The organism is Microcoleus sp. CZ3-B2 (assembly GCF_036705055.1).
Taxonomy (GTDB): Bacteria; Cyanobacteriota; Cyanobacteriia; order Cyanobacteriales; family Microcoleaceae; genus Microcoleus.
In genome coordinates this window covers 1-18,780 of sequence record NZ_JAUBTN010000025.1, presented here as the reverse complement: position 1 = coordinate 18,780, position 18,780 = coordinate 1, and the positions used below count along the sequence as shown (strand labels likewise).

Here is an 18,780-nt window from a genome sequence, read left to right as displayed (position 1 = left end):
TTGTCATAAAAACCCGGTTTCTGGACAACCCTGCGTAAGTTTTGAATTACTCGCTGACAAAAACGCTTGCTGTAAGTTGACTTTGACTTACACCCTGCACGATACCCAAATAATTGCTACCAGACTTAATCGCCGTAGAAGCGACGCTTGCGCCGCCATCCAACTGCAAACTCACAGCTTCAAAAGTCAAGTTGGCAAATCCGATACCGTCAGTCAAACCAATCTTATCTCCGATCGCAAAATCGACGATCGCATCGGCACCAATTAAACTAGCCGAAGCCGACAAACCTCCTGCCAATACAAACGTATCATTACCAGCACCCCCCGTCAGAACATCTTGCCCGCGATCGCCCGCCAACAAATCAGATCCGTTACCGCCAATCAAGATATCATCTTCTTTCCCACCGCGAATAGTATCATTGCCGTCAGATCCGATCAGTCGATCGTTATCGTTATTACCGCTGATAAAATCATTCCCAGCACCGCCATCAATTGAATCCGAATCTTTGCCACCCCATAAACTATCATTGCCGCCAGCGCCGTTAATTGTATCAGCACCTTGCATTCCATTAATGTTATCAACACCCTCTCCACCAGTGAGAGTATCTTTACCAGAAAGAGCAAAAATTGGCAATCCCGCAGCATTTGCCGGTATTTGAGTATCGGCATTATCTGATAAGAAATAATTCCCGTCGCTGGCTGTATTCTTTGGCCCTGCTGTCGGGCGACCCTCCCCTGTAGCATTCGGTATTGGCGAATTAATTACTACTAATGTGTTGGGAGTTGGTGTCGGAGTTGGTGTCGGAGTTGGTGTCGGAGTTGGTGTCGGAGTTGGTGCGGGATTGACACTACCGTCAAGCGAAGTAGCAAAAACTTGCGTCCAATAATGATTAAAATTGACGCTACCAGTATCGTTTGCTAAGAAATAGTAACCAATTCCTATTTCTTTGAGATTCGGGTTAAGAATGTTCGTCCGGTGGCCGCTGCTGTTCATCCACCCTTCAACGACTTGTTCAGGTGTAGAATATCCTACACCAATATTTTCCGCTGCAGCTCCATCCGCAAATTTATAGCCCGTTGTAGTAATGCGACTGGTGAATGACGAACCATCTTTGCCAGTATGGGAAAAGAAGTCTTGCAGTGCCATGTTTTGGCTGTGAGTTTGCGCCGCACTCAGTAACTGAGTATTTAAAGTTAGGGGGGAAAAACCTAATTTGCTGCGTTCGATGTTAGTAAGTTCTAAAACTTTATAAATAAAGTCTTGATTAGTTGTGGGTTGGGAAATTTGAGAGACCGATCGCTCTCCTGTTACAATGTCTGCAGACTGAGAACCGGAATTTTGTTGTTCGCTCATGGGATGATTAAAAATTTTAAGACTTGGTGAGTGTTGGTAGATGGCTTACCGTCTTAATGATAGTTTCCCGATTATTAGTTGGCGGCCTACAATTCAAGCATTGTGTTAATCTCTGCCGCTGCTGTTGTATGTATTTTGATTATAGCTGTTGTGAAAGTGCAAATGTCAAGAGTTTGGCTGGAGTTTTGTTGATAATTAGTCCGATCGCCCTTTGCATCAATACAAATGGTAGGATTTGAGACTAACAGGTAGCGAAAGTTGCAGGGGCGGCGAATCGGGGGCGAAAAACCCGGTTTCTGGGAGTTTTGCATCCGGTTACGAAACATTTCAAAAAAAACCGGGTTTCTGAGTTCGGCGTGTGAATCGCGCGCGGGAGAAACCCGGTTTCTAGAAGTTTTGCATCCGGTTACGAAACATTTCAAAATAAACCGGATTTTTGAGACAACAAGTGCGATCGCCCTTGCTAAGTTTTTACTAGAATCATCACAAAAAATTGTAAATTATACCATTTTTCTCAAGATATGCTGATGAAGTCTTAGCCCCCCCCGATGCTTTGGGGGATTGGGGGGCTAATATCTAGCGCTACTTTATGAAATTGGTATAGCCTTTCAAGCTCTCATAGGAGGTACTATCCGGGATAGGGAATAGGGCATAGGGCATACCTCACTTTTGTGAGAACCGCTATATTAATATCGTTTCCGGTTGCATCGGAATAATAAAATCTTGTCAACAGTTAACACTCAACCATTCAGTTTTTCCACCAGTCAACAGTCAACAGTTAACAGTCAACAGTCAACAGTCAACAGTCAACAGTCAACAGTCAACAATCACCTGACAGTGCAACCGGAATTGATATAATTCAAAATCCCCAACTCAAAACTCACAATTTCAAACTATTCTCCTGTCCGATTTTAGCCTCCTGAGCAACTTGCTCAACCTCATCTTTGGCGAGAATTTCCAAAGCTGCTGCAGCTTCGGTGCCGCCCAACCGCCCCAAAGCTTGAGCGACTCTGTAACGAATTTGCCAATCTTCATTAGAAGCGCAAGGAAGCAACAGCGGCACCGCGCGTTTATCTCCCAATTCTCCTAATGCACTGATGGCTATAGTTTGGATCAATTCGTTTTCAGAAGCTATGGCATTTTCTAACATGGGAAATGCTTTGGGATCTCCCATTTCTCCCAAAGCTGCGACGATACTCAGTTGCACCAGCCATTCAGATGTACTGCTATAAACTTGCTCCAAATCTTCTAAAGCAGAGGTTAATTTCAAAGCGCCCAAAGCATCGGCTGCTGCTGCTTGCACGTCGGGTTCGGGGTCGTTGTGCAAGCTGTTAAGCAGTACCTCTAAAGCGTTCGGCAGATTCTGCGTGCCGAGGGTTGACATTTGGCTGACACCAGCGTATCTAACGCGGACGTTTTTGTCGCCGATCGCAATTTGAATCAACTTATAGGCGATCGCAGGTTCTAATTCTCGCAGTTGGTTGACACCTCGCAGCCTTTCGCCAAAATCCTCGGAATTCAACAATTGTTCGACAGACTCAGGGGTAATACTCATGGAATTTTTAAATTGGGAAAAAGGTAATTGGGAAGAAGGTAATTGGGAAAAAGGTAATTGCCAAAAGCGAAGGAGATTGAAGGAAAGATCGACTTATTTTTTGATACAATCCTTCAAGGAAAACAATTAATTAAGATTCGGCAGCCATCGACCGGATAATATCTCCCCTAGTGAGGATGCCGATTACTTTGCCTTCTGTATCAACTACCGGCAATCGGTGAATACTGCGATCGTGCATGAGTTTTGCAGCTTCTGCGACAGATTCGTCGGGCTTGATGGTAACTGGATCTTTACTCATCGCTTCTCCTACTGTTTGTCCTAAAGCCTTGTGCAGTTCTCGCTCGTAACGCGAGGGATTTTCTAGATAGATCACGCTGTCGAGTACCATGATGTAAGCGGGCGGAGTTACGCCGGTTTCCCGCCACATCAAGTCGGTTTCGGAGATGACTCCTACCAACAAGTCATTCTCATCTACGACGGGAAGACCGCTAATACGTCGATCGGCTAAGATTTTAATCGCTTCGTTCAAAGGCATTTCGGGACGCGCTAAAATCGGCTCGCGGCTCATCACATCGGCTACTGTTTTGGGCATGATTGGCGGTTGATTGACTTTTTGCTCTAAATCCGATCATATAGGGAAACCGTGACACAGGCCCAAGAAAGGCAGCGAAGCCGAAGAGATTTGTTACCAACTAGCAGCACCCAAAAAGTTTGAATGCCAGAATTTGAAAGCTTTTTTTCGATCGCCCTCACGAATTCTGCAGTTTGTCTAGAAGCACGCGGGCGATCGACCCCACAAGATTGTTAAGATATATTAAAGAGCCGATAAATCCTTACCGATGCCAGAATCTCCAGCCCCAGCACCAGAATCCCAACCAGAAGAGCGCTGTGTATTAATTTGTCAGTATCAATCTTGCCTCAAAAATGGTTCAGCAGAAGTGCTCGCTGCCTTTGAAGCCCAACCCGTTGCAGGAGTGATAGTTAAAGCTTGTAGCTGTCAGGGACAGTGCAACACAGGCCCAACTGTGCGAGTCACCCCAGACGAAACTTGGTATTGTCGAGTTAAACCGAGTGATGTACAGTCGATCGTGGAAGAGCACCTCAAAGAGGGAAAACCTGTAGAGGCGCTGTTCAATCCGAGAATTCATATGCGTTATTATTATTAAAATTGAATTGATGGAAGTGCCAATTCCCAGCTCTCGCGCATCTAATTTTAATAGTTATTACAGCAGATTGCAAGTTTATGAAGTACACCGAGCGATCCCCGTAGGGACACGGCATTGCCGTGTCCCTACAAGGGCTAATGTGAATAGTTATTGTTATGGAAATTGCGCTTTGAAAATCAAAGGAATTGCAGTTAGTTTGTTAGTCCTAGTTCTGGGGCGTTCGCCGCAGGCGATCGCGCAAACGTCGGCGGTTGCTGGGGATATTTGTCCTGGGGAATTGGGGGCGCAAGTAGATGCGATCGCCAATCGTCCCGAATTTAGCCGATCGCGCTGGGGGATTTTGATTCAACCCCTATCTTCTACCGCTACTCTCTACAGCCGCGACGCAACCAAATATTTCATTCCAGCATCAAATGTCAAGCTGCTAACTACAGCCGCTGCTTTGCAGAAACTCGGTGCCGATTTTCGGATTAAGACATCGGTTTACAGCGGCGAAAATGGGAGTTTGTACGTTGCCGGTAGGGGCGATCCTAGCATTGCTGAACCTCAGTTAAAAAACTTAGCGCAGCAGTTGAAGCAGCGGGGAATTAGTCAAGTAAACGAGTTGATTGGCGATGACAGTTATTTTCAAGGCAGTGCAGTCAATCGCAATTGGGAATGGGAAGACGCGCAAGCTGGCTATGGCGCGCCGGTTAACAGTTTAATTTTCAATCAAAACGCGATCGAGCTTGTTTTGTCTCCGCAGAATCTCGGACAACCTCTAAAAGTTACTTTTGCCGAACCAAAGTTAGCCAATCAGTGGCAAATTCAGAACAATTCAGTCACAGTCGCCCCCAACGAATCTGAGTTTCTTGAAGTTGGCAGGGAGTTCGATCGCCCCGCAATTCGAGTTAGCGGACAGTTGAAAGTTGGTGCAGAATCTGAATCAAGTTATGTTGCAGTTGTCAATCCCGCTAATAATTTTTTACAAAATTTTCAACAAGTCTTGACGGCGGAGGGAATTCCGGTTAAACAGGCTTTAGTTACCTCTGTTGCTAGCAATTTGAACCAAGAATTAGCAGCCGTTGAATCGCCGCCGCTGGCCGAATTGGTGAAGGAAACTAATCGGGAAAGTAACAATCTTTATGCAGAGGTTTTATTGAGATTGTTGGGAAAATTCACAGTCAAGATGTCTCTACCACAAGAAGATACTAATGAAACTGGTTTGAAGGAGTTAAAAACAGCTTTAACTCAATTAGGTGTAAATCCCAACAGCTACATATTAGCCGACGGTTCGGGACTTTCCCGACACAATTTAATTAGTCCCGAAGCCTTGGTGCAAACTTTGAGATTGATGGCTAATTCACCCGCTGCGTCTGTCTACCGGGCCTCGTTGCCGATCGCAGGCGAGAACGGCACTTTAAAAAATAGATTTAATTATACATCAAGCCGCGTCAATTTGCAAGCAAAAACTGGAACTTTGAGCGGAGTTTCGGCGCTGTCGGGATATATCGAAGTTCCAAGTTACGAGCCGCTGGTGTTTAGCATCATCGTCAATCAATCTGACCTGCCACCTTCAAAATTGCGATCGGCAACTGACGAAATTGTGCTATTATTGAATCGCCTCCGCCGCTGTTAAAACTACAAATTTCAATCGCTCAATTTGAAATAAGTAGTTACACCTAAAAAACCAGACACTCCAAAACGCTACAAGTTTTAAGTTTAATTAGATTCCAGCAGCGGGGATCGAAAAGCAGCTAGAATAAAAGCAGAAACATTAAAACCATTCGGTCGTTTCAGCCGACTAAGTAAGTAATGGCAAAAAAACAATAGTACCTTGTAGGGCGGGCGCGAGTTAAGAATCACGAGATACAAGCGAGAAAATCGAGGCAAAACCCGCCCGACACATCTAATGTTTATTTGTACTCACCTGCTAGCAGTCGGCGGGTTCCGTACTTCCCGAAACATAAGTCTAACTTTTAATTTATGCAGTCTTTAGATTCCGAACAGCAACACATCTTTGTCGAAACCAACAATATCCGCTTGCACTGCGTTTCCCAAGGAGAAGGCGAGCTCGTTGTGCTCCTGCACGGGTTTCCAGAGTTTTGGTACTCTTGGCGACATCAAATTCCTGCCTTAGCTCGTCATTTCAAGGTTGTGGTGCCGGATTTGCGGGGCTACAACGATTCCGACAAGCCGGAAAGCGGTTATGATTTGGATACGCTGAGTGCTGATATACGCGGTTTGATCGATCGCCTCGGCTATAAAAAAGCTCACATTGTCGGTCACGATTGCGGCGGTGCAATAGCGTGGCATTTAGCTCAAAAATTCCCTGAAAAACTCAACCGCTTAGCAATTTTAAACGCTCCGCACCCGCAGCGATTAGTGCAGGAAATGGCAAGCAATTTAGACCAACTCCGGCGCAGTTGGCACATTTTGGCTTTCCAAGTTCCCGGCATCCCCGAATGGTTGATCCGGCAAAATTTGAAAGATTTTGTGCAAAATATTTTTCAGGGTCAAGCTATTCGCAAAGGAGCTTTTAGCGCTGAGGAAACTAAGATTTATCAGACTGCTTTAGAAAAGCCGGGAGTGTTAGCTGCGGCGATGAATTATTACCAGCAAATGTTTCACCCGCAGCGGCTTTGGCATTGGGGGCAGAAATTAGAACCGGTCACAGTGCCTACTTTGGTGCTTTGGGGAGAAGAAGATGCGTTTTTGAGCCACACACTTGTAGAAGGTTTAGATCGGTTAATTACAGCTCCGTTTAAGTTGAAATTAATCCCTAATTGCGGTCACTGGGTTCAGCAGGAAGCGCCGCAAACGGTGAATCGAGAATTGCTGAATTTTTTAAGAAATTCTTCTCGTCCTTTGGCTTTGGCCTAGGTGGTTTGAGAGCGATCGCTCGGAATGCGAGTCCTCTGATTTTTCTGAGGATTAAAGTGCGTGTAGGGTGCGTCATATCAATTCCGGTTGCACTCATACATGATGTTAACTGTTAACTGTTAACGGTTAACAGTCAACAGTCAACAGTCAACAGTCAACAGTGAATTTACTATTCCGATGAAGATAGGATTTGATATGACGCACCCTACTATTTAAGAGTCCCAAAGCAAATTTTCTTGAATCAACAGTGCAATCATTGCTGCTCTGGAACAAACACCGAGTTTCATAAAAATCCGCCTCACGTAAGTAGCAACCGTCCAGTGACTGATATTTAAATTTTTGGCGATACATTTGTTTGGCTGGCCTTGGGCTACTAATTGGGCGATCGCCCTTTCTCGCGGACTCAGGCTAATTTCCGGTTTTTTAATTGTGCTTTGCATAGTTTTGCAGTGCAGTAACGAGTTAAAAATCTAATCAATTAATGGTAGAATCCCCAGTTTTTCTCTGACTTCAGATAAGGGAGTTTCCCAATCCGATTCAGGGTTCCAATCAATTAGCTTCGCGGCTAATTTTCCATGTTTTAAGCCTTTGATAATTTGTCCGATCGCGCATTTGCCACTGATCAGTCCAATTAACACTAAAATTGCACAGGAAGGGCGAAATACTTGAGCGCGAGTAAACGCTTGCAGTACAAATTCATCTTCTGTTGAAGGCGAAAGATTAGTCAAAACGTGCCAAACATCGTGGTTGCGCTGAATCCAGTCTCCCGAGGCGATCGGCTCAAACCCTTGTTCGTCAAGAAATCGCGCCACTGAGTGGCCTAACGTTCCTGCCGGCAGTTGCCGCAACTTGTCCAAATCTATTTCAAAATGTCGATCGCTCTCAATTTGAGGATTAATTGTTTGAGCCATCTTTAATATAACGTCTAATTGACCGTCAGCCATGATTGATTCTCCCTCCTACAAGGATTTAAGTTTATGGCAAAATAAATTCGTCTCGATCCCGTTCATTTTTGCGATGAAGCAATAGGATTTTTTTGGCATTTCAGTTGAGAAATCGTACATTAAGTCACAGCAATTAACTTTCCGTACCTTTTATATTTGTTTACAACTAGCCTGAGATTTGAAATTTGCCAGTTGTCAAAATCTGGCTAGTGTTAGTTACCGCTACTTACGTATATAGCGGTTCTCAAGTGTGATGAGGTATGCCCGGTTTGGCCGGTTTGGCCGATCCCGGATGGTACCTCATAGCAGAGCACAGAAAGGCTATATGTCTTTATTCTGCTGCTAAGTATTTGCACCTGCAATGAGTCAGAAGTTGAAGGGTACAAACCGATGGATGCGGGTGCTGGGAAGTGAAGAGAGTTGCACAGAGGTGAAGTAGGGTGAAGTTTAGCCTCAACCCGCGACGCGCGCGGTAATACGAGTGCGCTGTCGCTCAAATGAGTGACACTCGATCGAGGGACTGGTGAAGTATGCGCCTGCTAGCTATAAGTAGAAAGGCGTAAATATTTGTAGTTGGGATGAGGCAGGAGTCAGGAGACAGAATGCAGGAGGGATTGGGGTTTGAGCCTCATTTATCTTTCTTAACACAGTTGTGTTTTTCCCCACCGACTTACTTAAATAAAGTAGAAGTTCATAAAATGTATTGCCATGAAACGAGTTAATCTTTGGTTTTCAGCCGGAGTTTTGGCATTAATGTGGTGCGGTGCTGCTAGCGCTACAACTTATATTAATCCCACCACCAGAAAAACTACTTTAAACTTGTCAGAAAAAGTAAACAATCCTAACGGTTTTTATTTTACAAAAGTAGGTCATCGCGATTTTTTTGGCAATATTCAAATTACCAGTTCCGAAGGAGCAGCAGGATCTTACTATTACAACGGAACTTTTAAAGACAGTTCGACTGGGCCCGGCAGAAAGATTATTTGTTCTGGAGATATAGCCATTGTCCGTCGTCAAGTTGGAAGGAGCCGCCAGTTGGGAGCAGAAGTTACTTGGAAGGTGAAAGGAGGACAAAATTGTACTTCTGTTGGCCAGACATTTAAAGTAAATTTGGTCGAGCTTTTACCGCGTTCAAATGCCAGCGGCGACTATACTGCTAGCAATGCTAATACTTGGTTGAGCGAAACTTCTGGTTCTGTAACTTGGCCAGCTTGGCGAGTCACGTCGCGGGATGGAGAACTCAACTGTCGCCAGACACCAAACGGAGCAATTAAACGAGTTTACCGCGCGAATCGAGATACAATTTCTGCTGAACTCAGGGGAGCAAATGCGATCGCGATTGCCAACGGTGAACCCTGGTTGCTGACAAGACAGGGCTGTTACGTGCGCGCTAATTCTCAATATTTGCAGCCTGTTTCTTTACCTGAGTAAGGGTTGAGAACTGCTATATATAACCCATCGCAGCAATAATACAATAAGTAGGTTGGGTTTCAATACAGAAACCCAACCTACTATTGCTAATGACTAATGACTACTGACTAATGACTACTGACTACTGACTAATGACTACTGACTACTGACTACTGACTACTGACTACAAAATTTAGACTTCTTCTAAATCTTGTACATCCTCATCGTCATCGATATCCTCGTCATCAATATCCGGCTCGACAGGAGCGACAGAATTAGCAGAAACTACAGCCCCAGTATCAAGTCGTTCCCGCACTAGCCGCTGGATCTCATCTTTAAATTCGGTATTTTCTTCCATGCGCCGAATCACGTTGTCGCGTCCTTGAGCAATGTTGTCTCCGTTGTAACTGTACCAAGAACCTTTTTTAGTAATTACTCCCATTTCGTCTGCCAAGTCAGTCAGACAGCCTAAAGTAGAAATTCCTTTGCCAAATACAATGTCAAATTCGGCAATGCGGAAAGGCGGAGCAACTTTATTTTTAGCAACTTTAACTTTCGTGCGATTGCCGTATTCTTCTGTACCTTTTTTCAAGCTTTGAATGCGGCGAATGTCAAGCCGGACGCTGGCGTAGAATTTGAGTGCGTTACCGCCAGTGGTTGTTTCGGGGTTGCCGTAGGTTATGCCGATTTTCTGCCGCAATTGGTTGAGGAAAATGACGGTACAGCCTGATTTGCCGATGTTGCCGGTGATTTTGCGAAGCGCTTGACTCATCAAACGCGCTTGCAAACCCATGTGGGAGTCGCCCATGTCGCCTTCGATTTCGGCGCGGGGCACGAGGGCGGCTACGGAGTCAATGACTACGATATCGACGGCGACGGATCGCACGAGTTGATCGACGATTTCCAGGGCCATTTCGCCGGTATCTGGCTGGGAAACTAGGAGATTTTCAATATCGACACCTAATGCTGAGGCGTAGGTGGGATCGAGGGCGTGTTCGGCATCGACGAAGGCTGCGATACCGCCGGATTTTTGGACTTCGGCGATCGCGTGGAGCGCTAAAGTAGTTTTACCGGAACTTTCCGGGCCGTAAATTTCAATGACTCGGCCTTTGGGTAAACCGCCACCCAAAGCGATGTCCAGTGTCAGGGCTCCGGTGGGGATGGTTTCTACCTTCATGCGAGTGGAGTCTCCCAATCGGACGATCGCTCCTTTGCCAAAGCTGCGCTCGATTTGGGACAATACGGAAGTTAAGGCTTTTTGCTTTTCTGAGTTTTCAGCAGTTTTTGTAGAAGCTTCTTTTTTTGCCATTTGCGGTACGCGGGTAGACCCCTTGCGGAGCTTGTTGATTAACTGTACAACACGTATGTTAGCAGTTATTTTTGGGGTCTGGAGGTTCTGGGAGGATTTGGTTTAAGATTCTTGATGGTGGCTTGCTTGAGACTGCTCCAGCTTCCACAAGGCTCTTGTGTAGAATGTATTCGGCATCTGGCAGAGGGTAGAATTATTGTCGGTTGGGGTATGTACTGGGTATCGATCGCTCTTTAAGCTGTTGTGCATCCCAATTGTGCATGGTGATTGAGGGGGAGATGGGGAGACGGGGAGATGGGGAGATGGGGGAGAAGATTTTTGATCGATCGTCGAAATATACAATTTAAATGCACAGCAGCTTACCAGAACCCAAACGGGGGTGGAGAGAAACCGGGGTTTTGCAGAGCAATACACGGGTTGCAGCAGGCAAACCAGCTAAAAAACCCGCTTTCTGAGCGTAGTGGCGCGATCGTCCCCAAAGTCGATCTGCGCTGTTTCTAGGACGATCGCCACAATAAGGACAAGCATGGCATATACAACACCTCAAGACACATCTGTTAATTCTCAAAATTCCCGGTTGCCGATCGGCTTATTGGCGATCGGCATTTTACTAGGAATCGGATTTCGGTTCTTCGAGCTCGATCGCAAACTTTACTGGCACGACGAAGTTTACACATCAATCCGCGCCGCTGGTTTCACCAGGCAAGAAATCGACGACGAACTATTCCAAAACCGAATTATTCCCGCACCAGAATTGCAGAAATATCAGCGGATTAAACCGGGAAGTACAGCAGCAGACACAATTCATTCTTTAGCACTAGAAGACCCACAACATCCGCCTTTGTACTTTCTCATGGCTCGTTGGTGGATGCAACAATTTGGCAGTTCTCTAGCAGCATCCCGCAGTTTGCCAGCCATATTGAGTTTGCTGTCGCTGCCTTTGATGTACGCTTTAGCTCAGGAACTTTTCGCCTCAAAAAATGTGCAGTTAGTAGCAACAGCACTGTTAGCTTTATCTCCCTTTGACATCTTGTTTGCCCAAACAGCAAGGCAGTACAGTTTGCTGACAGCCGTAGTTATTGGCAGCAGTTGGCTGTTGTTGAGAGCAGTGCGGTTGCGGGGCTGGCAAAATTGGGCCTATTACTCGCTGGCGATCGCGATCGGCTTCTACACTCACCCTTTCTTCAGTTTAACACTCATCGGACACGGAGTTTTTATCATTTCTTCCGGGCTGTTTGTTAAAAAAAAGAAATTGCGAAGTCACCTTACTAATTCTCAATTTTTCTTAGCAGTAACAGCAGCTTTAATCTTGTATCTACCGTGGATTTACGTGCTGGCTACCAATCTCCAACGAGCTTCAGCAACGACAGATTGGACGCGAGTATCTCCTGGTTGGCTGTATCTAGCAAAATTGTGGACTCTCAGCTTTACAGCCTTATTTTTTGACTTCGACTTCGGCTTTGACAATATATGGACTTATCTGCTGAGATTGCCATTTTTGCTATTAATTGCCGCAGCCATTTACAAAATATGTCGCCAAACTAGCAATTCAACTAAGCTGTTTATCTTAACATCAATTTTTGTACCTTTTTTGATACTAGCTTTACCCGATCTAATTCTCGGTGGCAAACGTTCCGCCGTCAGCCGCTATCTCATTTCTTGCTTTCCAGGAGTGCAGCTAGCAGTGGCTTACTTGCTCGCGAGTCATCTGAAAACTCAGCAGCGGTTTTGGCAAGTCGTTTTAGCCGGGATATTTACAGCAAGTATAGCATCCTGTACGCTCAGTGCGGTTTCTGATACTTCGTGGAGCAAAGACTTGAGCTATTTTAATGCTGAAGTTGCGAAAAATATTAACAAAGAAGCGATAGCTAATAGGTCGATTAAAGATACAATTGTAATTAGCGATCGCGGGAACGATTTTACTAACATGGGAGATTTGCTTTCTCTGAGTTATTTGCTTGACAAAGATGTACGGCTGATGCTGCTGAGCCAGTCGCCAGATAGGGAAATGCTGAAAAAATATTCGGCTCCTCTGGTATTCCGCCCTTCGGAAAAATTGATCTCGGCACTCAAGCAAAATCAACGGCGACTAGAACCTATATTGGAATATGCCAGACTTTTTCGAGTGCGGCGAGCTTCTTAGTTATCCCTAGGGTGCGTCAGCAAAAATATGTTTGATTTGCCTCAAATATTGGAACAAACGCACCTTAATATCGTGTCAGATCGAACGACATAATAAAATTGGTTCGTAGCGAGCACTTTAGTCCGCATTCGTCAAAGGACTTACATTCCTCACTACAAATAATTTTTATTACAAATAATTGACGGAATAAATATAAGTCACTATTGTGCATTTGTGTCCTCAATAATCCATCAGGTGCGTCAAAAAAAACTGTTTGAGTTGTCTCAGGTATTTGGGATGATGTACCCTACACTATTAGCAAGCATTATTTGAATCATTAGGATTAAACGCCATGAAAGAGTTAAAGAATTCATCTTCGGAATCCGCACAGCAATTTCGCAATCTTCAAACACAATTACGCGAACATTGGCGAGCGAGCGAAGAATTTGACAGCGATGATTGTGACATCATCATCATTCCGTCTCTCAGCTTAGACCAGCAAGAAATGCAGAAAGTTGAGGGTGCTTACCACTATGAAGAGCGGCATTTGTTTTCATTAATTCGCCTGCGAAATCCCCGCACGCGCTTAATTTACATTACCTCGCAACCGCTGCACCCAATGATTGTGGATTATTACCTGCAATTGCTCCCTGGTATTCCATTTTCTCACGCGCGCGATCGCCTTTTGCTGTTCTGTGCTTACGATGCTTCTGCTAAATCCCTGACTCAGAAAATTTTAGACCGCCCCCGGTTGATGGAGCGCATCCGTCAAGCAGTGCGGCCGACAAAATCTTATATGGTTTGTTACAACTCGACGGCTTTGGAACGCGAGTTATCTGTTAAATTGGGAATTCCTTTGTGGGGCAGCGATCCGGATCTGCATTACTGGGGAACCAAAAGCGGCAGCAGGCAGATTTTTAAAGAATGTGGCGTGGCTTATCCTGACGGTTCTGAGTTGGTTTGGAATGCGGAAGATTTAGCGGAAGTTGCGGCCGATTTGTGGGAAAGGCAGCCGCATTTGCAGCGGATAGTAATTAAATTAAATGAAGGTTTTTCGGGGGAAGGAAATGCAATTTTAGACCTCAAACCGATCGCAAGCAAAGCGCCGCCAGAAAGAGTTAAAGCAATTGGCGATAGCTTCCATAATTTGCGCTTTCAATCCACAGGCGAAACCTGGGAAAATTTCAGCAGCCGCATTCCCGAGTTAGGGGCAATTGCCGAAGCATTTATTGAAGGAGAAGAAAAGCGATCGCCCAGCGTTCAAGGTCGAATCGTCCCCAGCGGCGAAGTAGAGATTCTCTCAACCCACGACCAGATTTTAGGAGGCCCGGACAATCAAATTTTCTTGGGTTGCCAATTTCCGGCTGATGAATCCTATCGGCTGGCGTTGCAAGAATTGGGGTGGAAAGTGGGGAAAAATTTAGCTGATAAAGGTGCTTTAGAGCGATTTGGAGTCGATGCTGTTGCCGTGCGACAAGATGACGGCACATGGGATATTCAAGCAATAGAAATTAATTTGCGAAAAGGAGGGACAACTCATCCGTTTATGGCTTTGAAGCTGTTAACAAACGGTCGTTACGATCGCACTACGGGATTGTTTTACAGCCAGCAGGGCCGTCCGAAATATTATGTCGCTTCGGACAATTTGAAAAAACAGCGGTATCGGGGATTGTTGCCGAACGATTTGATGGATATTATTGCTGACAATCAACTGCATTTTGATAGCGGTACTGAGACGGGGAGCGTGTTTCATTTAATGGGTTGTTTGTCGGAGTTTGGCAAATTGGGATTGACGAGTATCGGCAATTCGCCGCAAGAAGCAGAGGAGATGTATAACAAAGTTGTGAAAGCGATCGATCGCGAAACAGCATATTAAATCTGCTGCAATGATAAGCTGTTCCGGTTAACTGTTTACTTTTGACTGTTGACGGTTTGAACAATTCTGATGCAACCGAAATTGATATCACGCATTAACTCACAAACCCGGCGGTTGAAACCGCCGAGGATTTGAATGGTAGCTAATTTTTGGCGGGATAAAGCGGCGTGGGATCGATCGAGCCTGTGCGGTTGAGAGGCCAAAAACGGACGATCGCCCTACCGATGATATTTTGCTTCGGTACAAAGCCCCAATAATGGCTATCACAGCTTGCATTGCGGTTGTCGCCGAGCACCAAGTAAGAATTTTGAGATACAACTACAGGCCCGTAGGGATACTGCGGAATTTCTTCTATATATTTTTCCTGTAGCGGCTGCTTGTTGATAAAAACTTTTCCGTCTTTGACTTCCACAGTGTCCCCCGGAAGCCCGATAACTCGCTTGATGTAGGCATCTTTGATCGGCGGAGGCTGTCCCGTGCACAAACTCGCCGAATCGGGAGGCATAAATACGATAATATCTCCTCGGTGGGGGTCTTGGAATCGATAGCTCACCTTGTCTATAATTAACCGATCGTTAATTTGTAGAGTTGGGAGCATCGAGCCGGTAGGAATGTAACGAGCTTCTGCCACTAGGGTGCGGATGCCAAAGGCCAAGAATGCTGCTAAGCCGATCGTCTTAATTCCTTCAATCCAAGGATTTTCGTCGGTATTTTGCGGGGGTTTGTCGTCGGCTGACTTGTCTAGACGAGTCATAAGTATTAAGTGACTGAGCTGGATATAAATTATAGACTTAATTCGGAGTTTTTTTGAGGAAACCCGCCAAATCTGTGTTCGACGGGTAAGTTTTTATACTATGTCGTTGAGTAACGCACCCAATTCGCACCCGACAAATTAAAAATTTTCCCAAACCTAGTTAGATTTATTACTATTTTTCCAACTGTTTTAAGGATAAACTTGTTGCAGGTTTCCACACACATTACCGATCTCAATTATAACTTATGCCGACCACATCAAATTTGTTAATCCGCCGCGCTCGCATTTTGTTACCAGACGGCGAGTTTTTGGTAGGGGACGTACTAATTAGCGATGGCAAAATTGTTCGGGTTGCTCCCGAAATTGCCGAGTCAGCCGATCGCGAAATAGATGCGATCGGCTTAACTCTGTTACCCGGAGTAATTGACCCGCAGGTACACTTCCGCGAACCGGGTTTGGAACACAAGGAAGACTTGTTTACCGCTAGTTGTGCCTGCGCTAAAGGCGGCGTGACATCGTTTTTGGAAATGCCCAATACGCGACCTTTAACTACCACCCAAGCGGCCTTAGATGATAAATTAAGCCGCGCTGCCGAGAAGTGTTTGGTCAATTACGGCTTTTTTATTGGTGCAACGCCGGAGAATTTGCCGGATTTGTTGGATGCAAATCCGACTCCGGGGATTAAGGTATTTATGGGTTCGATGCACGGCCAGTTGTTGGTGGATGGAGAAGCAACTTTAGAGCAGATTTTTGCCAAGGGCGATCGGCTAATTGCAGTACACGCCGAAGATCAAGCTAGAATCAATCAGCGCCGTCAGGAATTTGCCGGCATTTCCGATATCGCCGTACACTCGCAAATTCAAGACAATCAAGCAGCCTTATTAGCAACTCAACTAGCCGTAAAACTTTCTAAAAAATATCAGCGCCGATTGCACATCCTGCACCTTTCAACAGGCGATGAAGCCGAGTTTTTGCGCCAGGAAAAACCGAGTTGGGTAACAGCGGAAGTAACACCACAGCATTTGTTGTTAAATACCAGTGCATATCAGAAAATTGGCAGTTTAGCACAGATGAATCCGCCCTTGCGCGAACCCAAAGACAACCAAATACTTTGGCAAGCTTTACTCGACGGCGTAATTGATTTTATCGCCACAGATCACGCGCCACACACCTTAGCAGAAAAAGCTCAAGAGTATCCGAATACGCCATCGGGAATGCCCGGAGTAGAAACTTCTTTGCCTTTGATGCTGACGCAAGCAGTCGAGGGAAAATGTACCGTAGCGCAAGTTTCTAACTGGATGTCGGCGGCAGTTGCTAAGGCTTATAAAATTCCCAATAAAGGGAAAATTGCTCCGGGTTTGGATGCCGATTTAGTATTGGTAGATTTGGAAAAATACCGCCCGGTTGTCGGAGCAGAAATGGCGAGTAAGTGCGGCTGGAGTTCCTTTGAAGGTTGGAATTTGACGGGATGGCCCGTGGTGACTGTTGTGGGAGGAAAAGTTGTTTTTGAGAACGGCAAATTAGATACAAATGTCAGGGGAGAAGCCTTGACATTTGACGCTGAGCCAGCTTGAATACAGGTAAAGTGTTAAAATCCGATCGAGGGTGACAGTAATGGCAAAGTTGTACCAATATGTAGGCTCGAATGAAATTCGGCTTTCTGTTGCTGACTTTCCTATTGGTACTAAGATTGATTCAGTCAGTCAGCTAGAGAAATGGATTGCTAGAACTAGCCGGAAGCTGAATATTTTTCGCTCGCTCGCAGCAACTTTTGTAGTAGATTTAAAAGGCGATCTTTGCATCGCCGATCGCCACTCAGAACATATAGCTTGTGCGGGCGGATTTCCTGTACTCTCGGCTGGAGAAATATTTTTTGGAGGCGGCAATCGCGGCTGGAAAGTGCTAGAAATTACCAATCAATCAACAGGCTTTTGTCCAGAACCAGAATCCTGGTTTCAAGTGGCTGAATCTCTCGATCGCATACCGCTCGATCGTCCAGATAAATTTACAATAGAGTTTGTATTTCGCCGCTGTCCTGCGTGTAGCCAACTGAACATTATCAAAGAAAACCTATTTGTATGTTCGGTCTGCAATACCGACTTGCCCCATCTTTGGAATTGCGACAATTTTTGAGCCTAACTCAAAAAATTTTTGCTAAAATAACTGTATATTCTCCTATTGCAAAGGCGATATTACCCATGCTCCTCAAAGAACTAGAAACACAACTACTGGTCTTAACTCCCAGCGAAAAAGCCGAAGTCCTACGGCTTTTAACTCAAAGTTTGAACCATAGCTGGCCGGGAATTACGAAAACTCCCGATGTGTGCGGTGGCGATGCTTGTATCGCCAAAACTCGCATCCCAGTTTGGCTGCTTGAAAGTTTTCGCCGTGAAGGTTCAAGCGATTCTGAACTTCTACAATTTTATCCCCATCTCAGCGCTGCCGATCTAGTGAATGTTTGGACTTATGCTGATGCACATCTGGAGGAAATCGAAGAAGCAATCTGCAAGAATGAGGAAGCCTGAGTCATGCTGAATTTGTATGCCGACGAACAATTTCCTTTGCCAGTCGTCCAATTGTTGCGCGCTTTTGGTCACAATGTCCTGACTGTTCAGGAAGCAGGAAAAGCAGGACTTGGGATTCCCGATCCAGAAGTGCTAGCATTTGCTATAAGCAAAGAGAGAGCTGTTTTGACATTACAATCGGTTTGATTTTATCGGACTGCACAACTAACAGCTAGACCACTCTGGTATTATTGTTTGTACCAAAAATCGGAATGTAGAAATGTTGGCAACACGCATCAATGATGCTATTGTTGGTGAAGAAACTTTGAGAGGCAAATTGATTCTTGTCAACCGTCCGCAGTAAGTACGATCGCCCTTTCTTAACCCTGTAATGACCCATCTAATAATGGGCGATCGCCAATCAATTCAATTTGCCGCCCGTTATCGCAATAACTCAGATAAATTTGCAAATAATTATCTGGTTTGTACGGCAATCTTTCTGCCCACTCGATCGCCACAATTCCCAAATCCATTTCTAATCCGTCCCAATAACTTTCTAAGTGCAAAGCCTCTGCTTCTTCGGGTTCCAGTCGATACAAGTCTAGATGATACAGCGGAACTCGCCCTGCAAAATACTCGTTAATCAGGGTGAAAGTAGGACTTTCGACAGATTCGGAGATTCCCAAACCTTCAGCGATACCTTGCACTAAGGTGGTTTTGCCGGCTCCTAAATCTCCTTGCAATAAGATTACAGTGCCGGCGGAGAGCGATCCACCTAACGCCACACCAAACTTGCGCGTAGCCTCAAAATCAGGAAGAGAAAGTATCATATTAGTTGTCAGTTGTCAGTTGTTAGTTGTTGGTTGTTAGTTGTTAGTTGTTAGTTGTTAGTTGTTAGTTGTTAGTTGTTAGTTGTTAGTTGTT

At 45.2% G+C, this 18,780-nt stretch carries 18 protein-coding genes; 10 read left to right on the top strand and 8 right to left on the bottom strand.

Annotation, left to right across the window (positions count from 1 at the left end):
* Positions 1–46 precede the first annotated feature (46 nt).
* The 3 genes from QUA97_RS13575 to QUA97_RS13565 form a co-directional block, all read right to left on the bottom strand.
* Positions 47–1,354, bottom strand: coding sequence for a CAP domain-containing protein (locus QUA97_RS13575; protein WP_194070763.1), 1,308 nt, complete (start codon positions 1,352–1,354; stop codon positions 47–49).
* A gap of 880 nt (positions 1,355–2,234) precedes the next feature.
* Positions 2,235–2,909, bottom strand: coding sequence for a phycobilisome degradation protein NblB (gene nblB / locus QUA97_RS13570; RefSeq protein ID WP_194070764.1), 675 nt, complete (start codon positions 2,907–2,909; stop codon positions 2,235–2,237).
* Between the two features lie 130 nt (positions 2,910–3,039).
* Complete coding sequence (locus tag QUA97_RS13565) at positions 3,040–3,501, bottom strand: CBS domain-containing protein (protein WP_194013033.1); 462 nt, start codon at positions 3,499–3,501, stop codon at positions 3,040–3,042.
* Between the two features lie 247 nt (positions 3,502–3,748).
* Between QUA97_RS13565 and QUA97_RS13560 the strand changes: the two genes are divergently transcribed.
* The 3 genes from QUA97_RS13560 to QUA97_RS13550 all read left to right on the top strand — a co-directional run bounded on the left by QUA97_RS13560 (position 3,749) and on the right by QUA97_RS13550 (position 6,937).
* Entirely contained in the window at positions 3,749–4,075 is a 327-nt protein-coding gene (locus QUA97_RS13560) for a (2Fe-2S) ferredoxin domain-containing protein (RefSeq protein ID WP_333194879.1), read from the top strand.
* A gap of 175 nt (positions 4,076–4,250) precedes the next feature.
* Entirely contained in the window at positions 4,251–5,693 is a 1,443-nt protein-coding gene (gene dacB, locus QUA97_RS13555) for a D-alanyl-D-alanine carboxypeptidase/D-alanyl-D-alanine endopeptidase (RefSeq protein ID WP_442922518.1), read from the top strand.
* Between the two features lie 347 nt (positions 5,694–6,040).
* A complete protein-coding gene (locus QUA97_RS13550; protein ID WP_194070767.1) occupies positions 6,041–6,937 on the top strand; it encodes an alpha/beta fold hydrolase in 897 nt (298 codons plus the stop codon).
* Between the two features lie 212 nt (positions 6,938–7,149).
* On the opposite strand, the gene QUA97_RS13545 is transcribed toward QUA97_RS13550, so the two are convergent.
* Both QUA97_RS13545 and QUA97_RS13540 read right to left on the bottom strand, forming a co-directional pair.
* The gene (locus tag QUA97_RS13545) at positions 7,150–7,377 is read right to left on the bottom strand and encodes a response regulator transcription factor (protein ID WP_194070768.1); all 228 of its coding nucleotides are present in this window, start codon (positions 7,375–7,377) and stop codon (positions 7,150–7,152) included.
* A gap of 30 nt (positions 7,378–7,407) precedes the next feature.
* Entirely contained in the window at positions 7,408–7,881 is a 474-nt protein-coding gene (locus QUA97_RS13540) for a Coq4 family protein (protein ID WP_194011711.1), read from the bottom strand.
* 708 nt (positions 7,882–8,589) lie between these two features.
* Here QUA97_RS13540 and QUA97_RS13535 point away from each other — a divergent pair.
* Positions 8,590–9,312, top strand: coding sequence for a hypothetical protein (locus tag QUA97_RS13535; protein ID WP_333114762.1), 723 nt, complete (start codon positions 8,590–8,592; stop codon positions 9,310–9,312).
* A gap of 172 nt (positions 9,313–9,484) precedes the next feature.
* Here QUA97_RS13535 and recA read toward each other — a convergent pair whose 3' ends face one another.
* Positions 9,485–10,600, bottom strand: coding sequence for a recombinase RecA (gene recA / locus QUA97_RS13530; RefSeq protein ID WP_194011709.1), 1,116 nt, complete (start codon positions 10,598–10,600; stop codon positions 9,485–9,487).
* A 526-nt stretch (positions 10,601–11,126) separates the two neighbouring features.
* Between recA and QUA97_RS13525 the strand changes: the two genes are divergently transcribed.
* Both QUA97_RS13525 and QUA97_RS13520 read left to right on the top strand, forming a co-directional pair.
* Positions 11,127–12,743: a glycosyltransferase family 39 protein gene (locus QUA97_RS13525; protein ID WP_194068288.1), complete on the top strand. Its 1,617-nt coding sequence runs from the start codon at positions 11,127–11,129 to the stop codon at positions 12,741–12,743.
* 331 nt (positions 12,744–13,074) lie between these two features.
* Entirely contained in the window at positions 13,075–14,598 is a 1,524-nt protein-coding gene (locus QUA97_RS13520; protein ID WP_194068291.1) for a peptide ligase PGM1-related protein, read from the top strand.
* A 142-nt stretch (positions 14,599–14,740) separates the two neighbouring features.
* Here QUA97_RS13520 and lepB read toward each other — a convergent pair whose 3' ends face one another.
* Entirely contained in the window at positions 14,741–15,352 is a 612-nt protein-coding gene (gene lepB, locus QUA97_RS13515; RefSeq protein WP_194011705.1) for a signal peptidase I, read from the bottom strand.
* Positions 15,353–15,597: 245 nt separating this feature from the next.
* Here lepB and QUA97_RS13510 point away from each other — a divergent pair, with 245 nt between their 5' ends.
* The 4 genes from QUA97_RS13510 to QUA97_RS28305 all read left to right on the top strand — a co-directional run bounded on the left by QUA97_RS13510 (position 15,598) and on the right by QUA97_RS28305 (position 18,063).
* Positions 15,598–16,926, top strand: coding sequence for a dihydroorotase (locus QUA97_RS13510; RefSeq protein ID WP_333194876.1), 1,329 nt, complete (start codon positions 15,598–15,600; stop codon positions 16,924–16,926).
* A 40-nt stretch (positions 16,927–16,966) separates the two neighbouring features.
* Complete coding sequence (locus QUA97_RS13505) at positions 16,967–17,485, top strand: hypothetical protein (protein WP_194068295.1); 519 nt, start codon at positions 16,967–16,969, stop codon at positions 17,483–17,485.
* 65 nt (positions 17,486–17,550) lie between these two features.
* On the top strand, positions 17,551–17,877 hold the full coding sequence (locus QUA97_RS13500; RefSeq protein ID WP_194068297.1) for a DUF433 domain-containing protein: 327 nt from the start codon (positions 17,551–17,553) through the stop codon (positions 17,875–17,877).
* Between the two features lie 3 nt (positions 17,878–17,880).
* Positions 17,881–18,063: a DUF5615 family PIN-like protein gene (locus QUA97_RS28305; protein WP_442922516.1), complete on the top strand. Its 183-nt coding sequence runs from the start codon at positions 17,881–17,883 to the stop codon at positions 18,061–18,063.
* A gap of 173 nt (positions 18,064–18,236) precedes the next feature.
* On the opposite strand, the gene tsaE is transcribed toward QUA97_RS28305, so the two are convergent.
* A complete protein-coding gene (tsaE, locus tag QUA97_RS13490) occupies positions 18,237–18,686 on the bottom strand; it encodes a tRNA (adenosine(37)-N6)-threonylcarbamoyltransferase complex ATPase subunit type 1 TsaE (protein ID WP_333194875.1) in 450 nt (149 codons plus the stop codon).
* Positions 18,687–18,780 lie beyond the last annotated feature (94 nt).

Coding starts and splice junctions, on each gene's coding strand:
- QUA97_RS13560 (WP_333194879.1), top strand. CDS start 3,749: ATGCCAGAATCTCCAGCCCCAGCACCAGAATCCCAACCAGAAGAGCGC.
- QUA97_RS28305 (WP_442922516.1), top strand. CDS start 17,881: ATGCTGAATTTGTATGCCGACGAACAATTTCCTTTGCCAGTCGTCCAA.
- QUA97_RS13505 (WP_194068295.1), top strand. CDS start 16,967: ATGGCAAAGTTGTACCAATATGTAGGCTCGAATGAAATTCGGCTTTCT.
- lepB (WP_194011705.1), bottom strand. CDS start 15,352: ATGACTCGTCTAGACAAGTCAGCCGACGACAAACCCCCGCAAAATACC.
- QUA97_RS13545 (WP_194070768.1), bottom strand. CDS start 7,377: ATGCAAAGCACAATTAAAAAACCGGAAATTAGCCTGAGTCCGCGAGAA.
- tsaE (WP_333194875.1), bottom strand. CDS start 18,686: ATGATACTTTCTCTTCCTGATTTTGAGGCTACGCGCAAGTTTGGTGTG.
- QUA97_RS13540 (WP_194011711.1), bottom strand. CDS start 7,881: ATGGCTGACGGTCAATTAGACGTTATATTAAAGATGGCTCAAACAATT.
- QUA97_RS13500 (WP_194068297.1), top strand. CDS start 17,551: ATGCTCCTCAAAGAACTAGAAACACAACTACTGGTCTTAACTCCCAGC.
- QUA97_RS13525 (WP_194068288.1), top strand. CDS start 11,127: ATGGCATATACAACACCTCAAGACACATCTGTTAATTCTCAAAATTCC.
- nblB (WP_194070764.1), bottom strand. CDS start 2,909: ATGAGTATTACCCCTGAGTCTGTCGAACAATTGTTGAATTCCGAGGAT.
- QUA97_RS13510 (WP_333194876.1), top strand. CDS start 15,598: ATGCCGACCACATCAAATTTGTTAATCCGCCGCGCTCGCATTTTGTTA.
- QUA97_RS13535 (WP_333114762.1), top strand. CDS start 8,590: ATGAAACGAGTTAATCTTTGGTTTTCAGCCGGAGTTTTGGCATTAATG.
- QUA97_RS13550 (WP_194070767.1), top strand. CDS start 6,041: ATGCAGTCTTTAGATTCCGAACAGCAACACATCTTTGTCGAAACCAAC.
- QUA97_RS13565 (WP_194013033.1), bottom strand. CDS start 3,501: ATGCCCAAAACAGTAGCCGATGTGATGAGCCGCGAGCCGATTTTAGCG.
- QUA97_RS13520 (WP_194068291.1), top strand. CDS start 13,075: ATGAAAGAGTTAAAGAATTCATCTTCGGAATCCGCACAGCAATTTCGC.
- QUA97_RS13575 (WP_194070763.1), bottom strand. CDS start 1,354: ATGAGCGAACAACAAAATTCCGGTTCTCAGTCTGCAGACATTGTAACA.
- recA (WP_194011709.1), bottom strand. CDS start 10,600: ATGGCAAAAAAAGAAGCTTCTACAAAAACTGCTGAAAACTCAGAAAAG.